Here is a 13,982-nt window from a genome sequence, read left to right on the forward strand (position 1 = left end):
CAGGCAGAACTGATTCCGGTACACCTGTGTAGGTTTTTGTCGTTCTAGCGTGAAATGAATTGTCAGGGTATCCCCATGTTTCTCGCGGTCTAGCATTGCAAGGAAGCGGTAGTATTCGAAACTATTGGAATCGCAACGTCGCAGGCCGCGCCTTGTCGCGCCGTCGACTCACCGATTGCAATCACGCTATGACGTTTCGACAGATAGCTCGGGGGAACCTTTGAAGTTCGATTATCGGGCAGACGTCGACGGTTTGCGCGCTGTCGCGGTCATCACCGTCATCCTTTTTCATTTCGGCGTTCCCGGTTTTCCGGGGGGATTCATCGGCGTTGACATCTTCTTCGTAATCTCGGGCTACTTGATCACACGCCTTTTGGTTGCGGAGAGCGCCGAACTGTCGTTCGCCGAATTCTACGGTCGGCGCGCGCGTCGTATCCTGCCAGCAATGCTGGTGATGATCGGGCTGTCGCTCACGGCGGGTTGGTTTCTTCTGCTCCCGGGTGACTATGCCGGTCTTGGGCGCAGTGCGGCCTTCTCCGCTGCCGGGCTTGGAAACTACTATTTCCTCTGGAACACTGGTTATTTCGACCGCGAGGCGACTCTACTGCCGCTCCTGCATCTTTGGTCCCTCGGCGTCGAAGAGCAGTTCTACCTCGTATGGCCAGCTCTCTTGTTCATCGCCAACCGCTTGTGGCGGCGCCAGCGGTCGCCGACCGTGGCGGCGATCTGCCTTGTCGCGTTGATCAGCTTTTCGACTGCCCTGCACCTGGTGGCAGTCGATCCCAAGCAAGCGTTCTATGCTCCCTTCAGCCGGGGTTGGGAACTGGCACTAGGCGGACTGCTGGTTTTTGTTCCGCCGATCGGCCGCCGTGGCACTTCCGAGGCGTTCGGCTTGGTTGGCCTTTGCCTGATAGCCGCTAGCTCCATCTGGCTATCCTCGAGCCAGCCATTTCCGGGACTGAGTGCACTCGCCCCGGTGGCTGGTGCTGTCTTGCTCGTCTGGCCTTGTTCTCCTTCCATCGCTACGGCGGTTCTTTCAAGCGGGCCGCTCCGCTTTACAGGAAAAATTTCATACAGCCTGTACCTCTGGCACTGGCCGATTCTGGTCTTTTTCCGTCACTATGCCGGCGGCGCGATGCCGACAGCGGGCGAAGCGCTGATCCTCATCGCGGCAGCCTGGGCGACGGCCTATTTGTCCTGGCGATTCGTCGAAGAACCCGTTCGCCGGCTGCGGCCGCCCCCGATGAGAACCGTCATCGCCGGCGCGACCGCAGCGTTGATGGTCGGTCTGTGCGGCAATTCAATCTTCCAAGCGGGGGGTATCGCCAGCAGAATCCCGAGGGAGGTTGAGGCGATGCGCAGCCTCGAGGTGATGTGGGACTGGCCGTGTCCGCGGATGGTCAAGATCGCCGAGCTGGACGGCACGTTTTGCGCATTCGGAGCACCTTGGGACAAGGCGGCACGCCATGCCATGCTGTGGGGTGACAGCCATGCGGAGCATCTCGCCCCGCTATTGGATGCGGTTGGCCAAAGGGAGAATACGGCCTTCTTTCTTTATCATGCCTGCCCGGCCGCATTCGGAGAAGGTGTCCATCGCGACTTTCCGGAGCAACCTAACTACCGGGAAAGCTGCGCATCGTCCCGAACGGCCGCGGTCAGCATGCTGAGACAGCGCACGGACATCGACCTCGTGGTTCTGTCCTCAGCCTGGACAAGCCTTGCCTACACCAATGTCGTTGCTGACGACGGGCGGCAAGCGGACCAAGTCCTGCTGATGCGCGACGGCCTGCGAAGCCTCGTTGAAGAAATCGCCGCTCCCGAGCGGCGCGTTGGAATCATTGGTCAGGTGCCTGGGCCAGGTTTGGATTTGACCTCGTGCGCGGCGATGCGCGAAAGCAGGATATTGAGGCGTTGCTCGACCGATATCGACAGTGAGCGGATCCTGCGGGTGTGGTCACCGATGGTCGCCGCGCTGGCGTCGCTCACTGAGCATGACGGGGTGTTCTTTGTCGATCCGCTCAAAGGGATGTGCCCGAACGGGCAGTGCGCCACCTACATCAATGGTGAGTTCATTTACCGCGATGCATCGCATGTACGCAGAAACTTGAAGCCGGAGACCGACGACGTGCTCGCGCGGGTGATGGGCCTCTACCAGGCCCTCGCTGCTGATGACAGGCAGACGCGGGTATCGGTCATGAACGTTCCACGGTCTCCGACAACCCTCAAGAGCAACTAGGGGCATGCGAAACCGCCAAGCCCTGTCTTCAACTACGGCTGGCGCAACTTGGCGGGGAAGCAGCGTTGCCTTGCCCGTTGAGGAGCAAGGCGGTTCGACCTCCGCTGCGTCACTCGCAACACGGGACAGGCTGAACCATCATCGGGCAGAGATAGATGGCCTTAGAGCGCTCGCTGTTTTGGCAGTGCTCTGCTTTCATTTGAGGATTTTCGGGTTTTCCGGTGGCTTTGTCGGTGTCGATGTTTTTTTCGTGATCAGCGGTTTTCTGATCACGAAGATTGTTGTAGCCGATATCGACGGAGGGCGTTTCAGCCTGGCGCAGTTCTATCGGCGCCGCGCTCGCCGGCTGCTGCCGGCTCTCTTTGCGACACTGGCCCTGTCGTGCATTGCTGCGGTTCTTCTGTTCGCTCCACAGCACTTGGAGACCTTCGCAGAGTCGCTTTTGGCCGCCACTCTAGGGGTTTCGAACGTACTCTTCTGGCGAGAATCCGGCTACTTCGACCTGGCCGCGCGTATGAAGCCCCTGCTGCACACTTGGTCCCTGAGTGTCGAGTGGCAGTTCTATTGCGTGTGGCCGCTCCTGCTTTCGGGTTTGCTCGCCCTATTCCGACGTCGGATGGTTTGGCCAATCCTGGCGATCGCAGTTTTGGGCTTCTGGCTAATTTTCGCATTCCAAGACGGATCATTTTGGCTGCTTGCTGGAACGCGGACTGCCGAATGGCTTTCGGACGGCCGGGCGACCGTCTTTTACAATATGCCTTTCCGCGTGTTCGAATTTGCTTGTGGCGCGGTATTGGTCTGGCTTCCACACCCGCGAGCCTTGGCTACCCACGAACTCCTCGCCTTGCTTGGATTGGTGCTCATAGGCAGCGCCGTCTTCTTTCTGGACGACACGGCGCACGCACCCGCCCTCAATGTGCTCGTGCCTACAGTCGGAGCCGCGATGGTGCTTTACGCGGATCGCTCACGACATGTGGCGCTTGTTTTACGCAATGGCCCCGCAGCCTATGTCGGGCGCATCAGCTATTCACTTTACCTAGTGCACTGGCCCCTGATCGTATTCTGTGAGTATGGCCTTCTGCGGCCGCTGCTGCCGAAAGAGGCTGTTCTCGTCGGGTTCCTGTCTCTCGCCTTGGCAGTCATGATGTTTCACTTCGTTGAACAGCCGTATCGTGTTGGCCGCGGCTTCGTCGGACCCGCAGGGCTTGCGTTGGCAGGCCTGCTTACCCTCTCGCTGATCAGCTACTCAATGTGGGACGGTATGCCTTGGCGGTCGCCATCGGCGATCGCGGGAGGTGAACTGGCCGATCGATCGACCTTGAAATCGATCACGGGCTCTCGTGGCTGTGAGGATTTCTGCGAATTCGGAAATCTTCAAAGCCCGACGAAGATTCTCATCGTCGGGGACTCGCACGTTGACCACTACACCCGCGCCCTTGAAGAGCTTGGCGGGAAGGAATTTCACTTCCTGCTAGCGCAAGCCGGCAGCTGCTATTTCGGAGCGGACCTTCAGAGCCGGCCTAGAGGCGCGGTGACGCAACATTGTCGAGCCGCAACAGAACAAGCAGCCCGTTGGTTGAACGCTGGGGGGATCGCTGCCATCGTCCACGCTCAGCGCTGGCCAGGATATCGCAACATTCTAGAAAGGAAGGCTGATGGGGCGCCTGTCGATATCCGTAATCTGGCAAAGCTGTTTCCGACAATGCTCGAAGACATCTCCAAGCTGTACACCGGGTTTCGCGGACCGGTCATCTTGATCGGACACGCTCCAAACACGAACCTGATCTGTGCTCTCAGGCCGAACTATTTCTCGCTTCCATGCCCGGCGTCCTCGAAGGTAGAGCATGTCGCATTCAAAGCGGCTTTCGCGGCTTTTGCAGGCCGCCATTCCCAGTTTCAATTCGTTGATCCGCTGGACGCGATCTGCCCCGCCGCGGAATGCCGAATGACAAACAGCGCAGGGCACAGCCTCTACGTCGACGAGAACCACCTCTCGATCTTCGGCGCGAGGCTCATTGTTCCGAAAATTATCGAGATGCTCCGAGGTGATCTGACCGTCCAGTCGATCGACCTTCGGCGGGCCGGATAGTCGCGCCAAGCGCCTCGCCTATGCGCCGGGGCCGCTTCGACGAGAGCGACAGAAAAAATAAAGTGTCGCAACAGCCCAGGCGACGACGGTCCCCAAAAGCATGAAGTAGAGCGGATTAGCCGTGAGATCGACACCGGTCGGCGGCGAAATCAACAGGACAACGGAAGCGGCAGCGAATAACCCGACGCCTCCGCCTATTCCAAACACAAAGCTCGAATATGCTTCTCTGCTTCGGCTGGGATTGGTCTTTGCGGCGAGCATGCTGCCTATGCCGATAGCCACGGGTATGAACAAACTCGGCGTCAGCAAGACATCATGCGAAGTCAGCATAACGCCTGAGAGAGCGACCCCGAGTGGCAGATCTTCGGCGTCACGAACCAACGAGAAGGCGAACACGAGGAAGCCGAGTGGGACCAGCCAGCCGATATGGCCGAAAGCGATAGCAAAAAGGACAAAAGTGTTGTGAGGAACAAAGACATGAGCCTCCTCCAGCCCACGACCAAAAAAACCGCCTGTCCGGTATGCCAATAGGCCGCGTTCCAAAAACAGAGCGCGGGCGGAGATAGAATTTCTCTTACCTTCACCTGTCAGCCGTTCGCTGAGGGCCTGAATCCTGGCCGCGCCTGATGCAGACGGACTCGCTTTGGGAGGAGAGGCGACATCTCCTGGCAGGCTTTCCTCGGATAGAGCTGGGCCGCTTCTAGAAGACGCCAACTCAGGCGGTTCAATCGAAAGCGGGCTCGCGTCATTTGTTTGGGGAGGATGTCCTATCGGAGCCGCTGCCCGGGCGAGCGACGTGTCGACAGCTTCGCCTGCCTCACTAAGGTCCGTGTTTACGGACAACACTCCTGCGAAAGACTGGCTAATGGCAGCTCGAAAGTAGCGGTTAGTGGTCAGTGCTACGGAAGTTACCAATAGCAGCACAACAGCCACAGCGAGAGCCCGCATCCAAGCAGCGGTGTCGATCCGGAATCTTCGGGCAGCTCTGTAATATTGCCAGATGCCAACCGTACTTGGAAGGAAGACGGTGGCGACGGCGGCAAGAATGGTGGAGCGGGACAAGGTGATTGCAAGCGCCCCACCAACCAGGACGAGAAAACCAGGGCGCCATTCCTTGGGTACGGCGCGATAGCTCGCCGCGCCGCCGAGCAAGAGTCCCGCAGCGGCCACATTCGGGTTGACTGCTAACCCCGCAGCACGGCCAACCGTAGTGGTAAAGCCATGGGTGAAAAGCACATCCAGGAAGCAAGCGATAGCATTGAGGGCCGTAACCGAAGCGGACAGCCGCAGCACAATCGGTGGGGCAAACGCAAGCATCAGAGTGATTGCAGAGCCACCAAGAGCAAGAGTTGTCAAATAGCTCCTGTTGACGATCCCTATAGGGTGCAGAGCGATTGGTACCACCGCAATCGCGGCGCCGATTGCCAGCGGCAAAATAGCTTTGCGCACGTCACGTCGCGTCACTACCACTGCCAAAGAGACGATAAGTACAACGCCATAGAGCGCGTATAAGACCAACCTGAGATAGCCATCTCGCCCGGTGAACAATGGCAGGGAGAAAGGCATAAACCAGGCCTGATATACAACGACTGTGAAAGCGCAGAAGCCGGCCGAAAGGTTCACTAACTTCGTTTGCAGCGACGGGCCTAGTGAGCAATCCACATCTGCAACCCCGCTCATTCATTCCCCGTGAAGTAGAGCGCTTCATAGGCGTCGGCCATAGCCTCAATCGAATAGCGCTGGCGCATTATCCGCTGGCGAAACTCCTGTTCCGTTTTGCGCTTTGGCAGACGGTCTACTGTCTCCAGCAAACCTCGAGCGAGGTCAGTGGGAGCGCGAGGTTGTACCAAAACACATCCTGGCAGGCCTGAGATTGCCTCCGGATTTCCGCCTACGTCTGTAACCACTACCGGGAGGCCGGCCGCCAGTTTCTCCATCAAGGCATTGCAAAAGCCCTCCTCATGGGACGCGATCACGCCGACATCCATGCCTGCCAGTAAGCCCGGGATATCACTCTGAACTCCGAGGGCTTGCACGTTGCGCCCGATGCCGAGGCGTTCAGCCTGCTGCGCCAGAGCCGATCCGATTCCCCGGTCCTGCCCGGCCATAAAGAGTTTGATGTTCGGGCGCACTTTGCACGCAAGGGCAATCGCCTCGATCAGATCGTCATGACCTTTGTACGGTATCAAATTGGCGACAATGACGATGCCCACCTCATCTGGGCCGAGACCAAGTCGAGCCCGGGTCCCATTGCGACGATCGCCGATATTGTCGAACCGGCTAAAATCGAGGGCGTTTGCGACAATTTTGATGCGGTTGATGCTGTAGTTGTCCCGCGTCGCCGTGTCTGCCGCGACAGCAAGAGAGTTCGCAACCACGACATCGGAAAAACGGTTAGCGGACCGATCCATCCATTTGAGCCAAGGCCAGCGTTCCTGGTGGCTGCCGAGGCCACGCCGTGATGTGACGATAAGTGGTGCCAACGCTAACCGTCCGGCTATGGCGCCGAGGAAATTGGTCAGCGGCAGAAACGCATGGACCACGCTCGGTCGTGTCCAAGCCACCCGCCTGAAAACCCAGGTGGCCGCAGCCAGGAGGACCATCAACTCCTTCAAACCCGGCGACGTCCTTGAACCGGCGGCAGGGGAATTCGGTCGGTGGCGGCCGTAGAAAATTGGTACACCGGCGCGGGTCAGAGGTTCGGCCAGTATGTTGCCTACCGGCGTAAGCGCAAAAACCTCGACCCTCCATCCTCGGCGCGCCAACTCCTTGGCGAGGAGTACGAGTTGGCTCTCCGTGCCGCCAAGGTTTAGCGATCCGATCACAAAAAGTACGCCCTTACGACGACTCTTGGCGATGGCCGTCGAAGGAACGATAGCGGATGTCTTTGCTGGAGCATAATTCATCGAGACTCTACCGCCGCCGACTTCCGATTTAGCCGTCGCATGCCACAGGCATGGGTCTCAAGCAAGCGCAAAGCACTCCCTAAGCTCCACGATTGGGTGAACGGCCGAAGGCAAATATTTTCGGGGCAGAAACGAACGGTCCGCGCCCAAGCAGCCCGCCAGTCGCTAATAACACGCCGATGAGCAGCAATATGACCGGCGGAAGCCACTTCAGCCTTTCGAGAATTGTCTCGTAGGAACGGGCACTCTGAAAGCCTTCCGGCGTTCCAAGCCGATGCCAAGGTTGACCGTAGGCTCCATGCAAAAGAGGCAGCATATCTTCGTAGTCCGAATAGTAGGAATCGACTATCGACGGATCTTTTTCTACAAGAGCCAGAGGATAGGGTACTAGGACACCATAATCGGAATCGAGAACATTACCATCGACCTCGACGATCGTGTGCTGCTCAGCGCTATATATCGTCGCTGGGATTCCCTGTTCCGTAAGGATTGAATAGACAATCTTTGAGACTTGGGAGCAAAAGCCGTAACCGCGATCTAAGGCCTTTCGGGGTGTCAAAAACTCGTAATTTTGAAAGCTGTCATGGTATGCAGGAAGCCAACCGAGCAGCCAGATGACGTAGTTGTCGAAAACGCTGATCTTCGTATAGCGCGCGTCAGTATCCGTCCAGCGGTCCCCTTCCGTCCAGTAATGCACCACGCCACCCGCGACAGCCTTTGTTAGGCGCTCAAGATAGACCTGCCTGGGCTCATTCGGTCCGCGATAAAGGCCGTTCAAATCCCCTATCTTCTTCTCAAACCCAAGCGGTCCCTCAATGGCTTCAACGGGGGGTGTCGGATAGGCCTGGACGAGGCCGAGGGGATAAGCAGCGACAAAGAGCAGAAACACCGTCCCTAGCCCGATCAGGCAGAGACCCAAGGACTGGCAGAACCGATCGGCGCCCAAATGACGGCTCCTGCTTAGAATCGCCTTTTCCTCGCTGCTAGTAGTGCAGGGATATCACAATTGCACGTTCGAAGCTGCCCTGAATGGTCCAGCTTGTGGATGGCCTTTGACGATCTGAGGTCCGAAATTGTCAATTGGCGCCACTTGCGACTTGTTTCCTGGTGGCGCGCATGCGCAATGAACGTCAAGAATGCGGGCGATACCTTGGCATTGAGCGGAACCCAGACCCTAGACAGCACGACCGACGCGCTTCGGCGCTTGTGGGCGCAGCTATCGAGGCGGCGGCGCCGCCAGTTTTTCGGTCTTCTGGTTCTAATGTTCTTCGGCGCCATCGCTGAGGCCGCGACGCTCGGTGCCCTCTTGCCGTTTCTGGCCAAGATCACCGATCCCGATTCAATAGGTCAGTCATGGATCGGACGCCAATTGCAGAGCTTCGGTTCGGCCAGTTCGAGCGACAGCCTGCTGCCCTTGCTGTCGCTATTTTCGGTAGTGGTAGTGATCGCTGGGATTGTGCGGATCCTGCTCTCGCGAGCCACTCATGCTTTTGTCTTTTCGCTCGGGCACGAGCTCGCCGTGAGGGTTTACAAGCGCGCACTTTACCAACCCTACAGCTATCACTTATCGAATAGCTCCAGTTCGGTGCTGGCGACACTTCGCCAAGTCCACATTATCAACATGAACGTTCTCCTCCCGATCCTCCAAGCGGTCGGGGGAGCGATCATCAGCGTGTTCGTCGTTGCGGCGATGTTCGCGTTGAGCTCATTCATAACATTTGCGATCTTTGCCGGATTGGGTGTGGCCTATCTCGGCATGTCGCTCTTCATTCGCAAACATCTCAAAACGAATGCCCGCACGATAGAGCGAATGCAGGCGGAAGACATTCGGTCCGTGCAAGAGGGCTTGGGCGGCATTCGCGATGTCATCATCAATGACACTCAGCGCTACTTCCTTTCCCGTTTCGAAGAACTCGATAGGCATTTACAGCGCGCCTATTCGGGGAACGCTCTCGCGGCCGCTACTCCTCGATTCGCGATCGAAGCCACTGGGATGGTGATCATCGCCGCACTTGCTTACTTCCTGATCACAAGGACAAACAACGCCGGGCAGGTACTGCCGATGCTGGGAACGTTTGCCCTTGGCGCGCAGCGTCTAGTACCCCTTATGCAATTGATCTATGCAAACTGGGCGCTCGTGCTGGGCAATATCGCTGGCGTCGAAGCGGTTCTTAAGACGATCGAAGCGCCACTCCCAGCGGACGCACAGGCACCTCCGCCGAGGCGCTTGCCTTTCGATCAGGCAATTGTGCTGAAGGATTTATCGTTCTGCTACGCGCCCGATCAGCCGCCGGTTATCGAACGGTTCAATCTCACCATCGTGAAAGGTGCAAAGGTCGGGTTTGTAGGCAAGACAGGGAGCGGGAAGAGCACGACTGTCGATCTCGTTATGGGCCTGCTCGAGCCGACAAGCGGAGTGATCGAGATCGATGGGAAGCCCCTTGATGAAGGCACCAGACGTGCCTGGCAGAGGCAGATTGCCCATGTCCCCCAGAGTATCTTCCTTTCGGATGCTTCGATCGCCGAGAATATCGCGTTTGGCATCGACCCCGCCGGCATCGATCTTGAACGTGTTCGCAACGCAGCGCAGCAGGCTGCTTTGGCGGGCTTCATCGAAAACTTGCCCAAGGGCTATGAAACGCGGGTCGGCGAACGCGGCGTGCGATTGTCCGGCGGCCAGCGCCAACGAATAGGCATCGCGCGGGCATTCTATAAGCAGGCGAGTTTGCTCGTTTTTGACGAAGCAACAAGCGCGCTCGACAATGAGACCGAAGCAGCTGTCATGGAGGCAATCCGTGATTTGCCCGCTGATCTGACCGTGCTCATCATCGCGCATCGCCTCACGACGGTCGAAAATTGCGACGAGATCGTAACGATCGAAGACGGCCAGCCGCATATCGCCTAGTCTCCGTTCTCTTTACCCGGGAAGGATAAGAGCTTGTAGGCGGCCTCGCGGCATTCAGCGGAGTAGGACTTGTCGATGAATGAAAGCCCAATGGATCCGAATTGATATCGGTCCGACGCTGGCTTTTCTGCAGACGTCATCCGGCGGCCTGCTGCCCGACTTCGATGATTTCCATCATATGGGCAGTAACTTTCTGAATATCATAGCGCTGTTCGGCGATCGACCGACTGTTCCTGGCCATGCATACGGCCTCATCTGGGTTGTCGATCAGACGGATCATGGCCTCCGCCAGGGGGGTCGTGGCACCGACCGGCACCAACAGGCCGTTCACCCCGGGGACGACGGGCGCGCGACAGCCGGGCGCATCTGTCGTAATCACCGGGCGACCCATCGCCATTGCTTCCAGAACCGAGCGCGATGTGCCCTCGCGATAGGAGGGCAGTACGTAAATGCGCGAATCGGCGATGACCCGACGGACATCTTCTACAGCCCTGTGATAGCGGATCGTTCCGTCCGCGACGGCTGCCTCAACCTCCGAGACCGGAAATCCTGCGGGATTTGGATCCGTATCACCGACCAGGTCGAAGCGAGCCTCCGGCCGGACCGCCTTCACCAGTTTCGCGGCACCCAGGTATTCGGCAAGGCCTTTGTCGCGAAGCAGGCGGGCGATCATAAGAAATCGCGGCTGCTCCGGCAGTGGCACAACCCTAAAACGATCCAGGTCGACCCCTGAACCGTTGACGACACTGGCTGGGGTCCGCCCGAGGAGCCCCAGGCGACGGAAATCATCTCGATCGTCCTCGTTCTGGAAAGTTACCGTCGTGGCGCCGCGCAGGCTTGCGGCATAAAGAAGGCGGGCCGCAGCGTTGATGATCCGCCAGCGTAGCGATTTGTGGCGGTCCGTGAACGCATAGCCGAGGCCAGTGATAAGCGCGTGCCGACGCGGGACGCGTGCAATCAATGCTATGGGTATGCCATAGACGATTGGTTTGATTGCGCAGGTCAGCACGACTTGAGGTCTGAGTTCTCGTATTTTTCTGTAGAGACGCAGCGCCAGAATCGCATCGCCGAGCGGACCGACTGCCGCGCGCGCCATCGGCAGATGATGAAAACGGATGCCGTTTTCGGTCAACCAACGAACGGTCATCTCATCGAACGGCGCAGCGGCATGAACTTCGTAACCGGCAACGCGCAGCGCAAGGAGAAAATGTCCTCGAGTGGTTGCAAGGGACTTTGGCTCGCTCACAATGACGACGATACGGTTCATGCGTTCAACATCTTAGGCTGATTGCAGCAGGCCAGCCGCCTCTTGTAAGGTCTCGGGTCCCGAAACCCAACCCTGCCGCATGTTATCCACAGTATCGGTCGGCCCGAGTGTTGAGCGGGGCAGGCATTGGCGGTGGACTTTTCTTTTGAGTGGAGACTGCCGCCTTCGCAACGACGCATCGTTGAATTAACCCACCGCCTGCCATACAAGCGCCTCGAGTCACAAGCGACCTGAGGAAATCCACGGATGTCCGAACGCATTGCTGTAATCGGCCTAGGCTATGTCGGCCTTCCAGTAGCCATCGCGTTTGGAAAGATCTTCCCGGCAACGATCGCCTTCGATATCAGCGAGCACCGTATCAACGAGCTGCGCGACGGCGTCGATCGTACGGGAGAGGTTGACGCCACAGCGCTCAAGGAATCGTCGATCGTACTTACGACCGACCGGGAGATGTTGAAAGGCGCTACTTTCTTCGTGGTTGCCGTGCCCACCCCTATCGACATCAACCGTGCCCCCGATCTTGCGCCTCTGAAGCTGGCATCCGAACTCGTCGGGGAAGTGGTCAGCAAAGGCGCGGTCGTCGTCTTCGAATCGACGGTCTATCCCGGCGTTACCGAAGAGTTTTGTGGACCCATCATCGAGCAGATTTCCGGTCTGCGGCATCCTCACGACTTCGCGCTTGGCTATTCACCTGAACGAGCCAACCCCGGCGATCGCGAACACTCGCTGCGACGAATCGTCAAAGTCGTCTCTGGCGAGAATACTGAAGCGCTGGAGCGTGTAGCGGGTGTTTACGGCCGTATCATCGATGCCGGTGTCTACAGAGCTCCGTCGATCAAGGTGGCCGAGGCCGCGAAAGTAATCGAAAATACGCAGCGCGATCTCAACATCGCGCTGATGAATGAGCTCGCAATGATCTTCGAGCGGCTTGATATTCGGACGCAGGACGTCCTTGATGCCGCGTCGACGAAATGGAACTTTCTTCCGTTCAAGCCAGGCTTCGTGGGCGGCCACTGCATAAGTGTCGATCCGTACTATCTGACTGCCAAGGCGGAAGCTGAGGGCTACCATCCGCAGATCATCCTCGCCGGCCGCCGCATCAATGACGGCATGGGAGCCTTCGTTGCTCAACAGGTCGTCAAACAGCTGATCCGTTCGGATGTGCCCGTGAAAGGAGCTTCCGTCGGCGTTCTCGGACTGACCTTCAAGGAGGACGTTCCGGATCTGCGCAACAGCCGCGTTTTCGACTTGGTCAGGGAACTGAGGCAGTTCGGAATTGCCCCCAAGGTCCACGATCCTTTTGCCGATGCCGAAACCGCTCGACGCGAATATGGTGAAACAATCTTGCCACTCGACGAGATAAACGATTTGCAGGCGCTTGTTCTGGCGGTTCCTCACAAGCATTATCTATCCAGGGAGAAATCCCGTATTTTTCAAATGATCAGGCCAGGTGGAACGCTGTTCGACGTCAAGTCGGCCATCAAGCCGAATGAAGTTCCTGGAGTGATAAAATATTGGAGCCTTTGATCTCAAGCTGATCACAACCTGGGAGTACAAATTGACATCGATCAGGCCGATTCTGATCACCGGCGCGGCTGGCTTCATAGGGTTTCACCTCTGCCAGAGGCTTCTCTCTGATGGCCGGCAGGTTGTCGGCCTCGATTCCATGAATGAATACTACGACATCAATCTGAAGCGAGCCCGGCTCGCTCGCTTGAAAGAATTTCCAAATTTTCGTTTCGATCAAATTGACCTAACCGACCGAGATGGCATTTCCGCGCTTCTTCTCTCGGTCACTCCGGAGATCGTGGTCAATCTCGCGGCCCAAGCCGGCGTTCGGTATTCGCTTACCAATCCGCACGCCTATGCGGAAAGCAATCTCACTGGCTTCCTCAATATCCTGGAGGGATGCCGGCATGCCTCAGTCGGCCATCTGGTCTATGCGTCCTCCAGTTCGATCTATGGCGGCAGCACGCGGATGCCGTTCTCCGTTCACGATCCAGCGGACCACCCGCTGAGCCTTTATGCCGCAAGCAAGAAAGCCAACGAGCTGATGGCGCATACCTACAGCCATCTTTTCGGCCTGCCGACAACAGGATTGCGCTTCTTCACTGTCTATGGTCCGTGGGGACGGCCAGACATGGCCCTGTTTATCTTCACCAAGGCCATTCTCGGTGGCGAACCGATCGACGTCTTCAACTTTGGCAACATGCAGCGAGATTTCACCTATATCGACGACATTGTTGAGGGCATTGCCCGCGTGATGCAGCAACCCGCAACAGCAAATCCGCAATGGAAAAGTGCGGCTCCCGACCCCGCGACCAGCAGCGCGCCTTTCAGGATCCATAATATCGGTGGGAATTCGCCCGTTCAGTTGAACCGGTTGATCGAGGTGCTGGAGGACGCACTCGGGCGGAAGGCAAACCGCAACCTCATGGCGCTCCAGCCGGGTGACGTTCCGGCGACGTTCGCCGATGTCAGCTCACTTGAAGAGGCGACCGGCTTCAAGCCGAAGATTCCGGTTGAAATCGGGGTTCCGCGTTTCGTGGAATGGTATCGGGAATTCTATCGCGTATGAT

At 57.8% G+C, this 13,982-nt stretch carries 9 protein-coding genes; 5 read left to right on the top strand and 4 right to left on the bottom strand.

The features are described 5' to 3' along the window. Positions 1-220 precede the first annotated feature (220 nt). Both EN857_RS16190 and EN857_RS16195 read left to right on the top strand, forming a co-directional pair. Positions 221-2,236: an acyltransferase family protein gene (locus tag EN857_RS16190; protein ID WP_187331234.1), complete on the top strand. Its 2,016-nt coding sequence runs from the start codon at positions 221-223 to the stop codon at positions 2,234-2,236. Positions 2,237-2,306: 70 nt separating this feature from the next. Next, the gene (locus EN857_RS16195) at positions 2,307-4,325 is read left to right on the top strand and encodes an acyltransferase family protein (protein WP_187331235.1); all 2,019 of its coding nucleotides are present in this window, start codon (positions 2,307-2,309) and stop codon (positions 4,323-4,325) included. An 18-nt stretch (positions 4,326-4,343) separates the two neighbouring features. On the opposite strand, the gene EN857_RS16200 is transcribed toward EN857_RS16195, so the two are convergent. From EN857_RS16200 to EN857_RS16210, 3 genes are all read right to left on the bottom strand, one after another. Then, on the bottom strand, positions 4,344-6,005 hold the full coding sequence (locus EN857_RS16200) for an O-antigen ligase family protein (RefSeq protein ID WP_127310182.1): 1,662 nt from the start codon (positions 6,003-6,005) through the stop codon (positions 4,344-4,346). Continuing rightward, a complete protein-coding gene (locus EN857_RS16205; RefSeq protein ID WP_127310183.1) occupies positions 6,002-7,231 on the bottom strand; it encodes a glycosyltransferase in 1,230 nt (409 codons plus the stop codon). The genes EN857_RS16200 and EN857_RS16205 overlap by 4 nt, the downstream gene beginning before the upstream one ends. 79 nt (positions 7,232-7,310) lie before the next feature. Next, positions 7,311-8,177, bottom strand: a complete 867-nt coding sequence (locus tag EN857_RS16210) for a hypothetical protein (RefSeq protein ID WP_127310184.1) — start codon at positions 8,175-8,177, stop codon at positions 7,311-7,313. 177 nt (positions 8,178-8,354) lie between these two features. On the opposite strand from EN857_RS16210, the gene EN857_RS16215 reads away from it, so the two are divergent. Beyond that, positions 8,355-10,136 (top strand): ABC transporter ATP-binding protein, encoded by a 1,782-nt coding sequence (locus EN857_RS16215; protein ID WP_245478255.1) that lies wholly within the window; start codon positions 8,355-8,357, stop codon positions 10,134-10,136. A gap of 136 nt (positions 10,137-10,272) precedes the next feature. On the opposite strand, the gene EN857_RS16220 is transcribed toward EN857_RS16215, so the two are convergent. After that, positions 10,273-11,403, bottom strand: a complete 1,131-nt coding sequence (locus EN857_RS16220) for a glycosyltransferase family 4 protein (protein ID WP_127310185.1) — start codon at positions 11,401-11,403, stop codon at positions 10,273-10,275. A gap of 246 nt (positions 11,404-11,649) precedes the next feature. On the opposite strand from EN857_RS16220, the gene EN857_RS16225 reads away from it, so the two are divergent. Together EN857_RS16225 and EN857_RS16230 are read left to right on the top strand one after the other, a co-directional pair. Beyond that, the gene (locus EN857_RS16225; RefSeq protein WP_127310186.1) at positions 11,650-12,930 is read left to right on the top strand and encodes a nucleotide sugar dehydrogenase; all 1,281 of its coding nucleotides are present in this window, start codon (positions 11,650-11,652) and stop codon (positions 12,928-12,930) included. Between the two features lie 31 nt (positions 12,931-12,961). Continuing rightward, positions 12,962-13,981 (top strand): NAD-dependent epimerase, encoded by a 1,020-nt coding sequence (locus EN857_RS16230; RefSeq protein ID WP_281015704.1) that lies wholly within the window; start codon positions 12,962-12,964, stop codon positions 13,979-13,981. Position 13,982: the final 1 nt, after the last annotated feature.

The sequence above is a fragment of the Mesorhizobium sp. M4B.F.Ca.ET.214.01.1.1 genome, from assembly GCF_004791545.1.
GTDB lineage: Bacteria > Pseudomonadota > Alphaproteobacteria > Rhizobiales > Rhizobiaceae > Mesorhizobium > Mesorhizobium abyssinicae.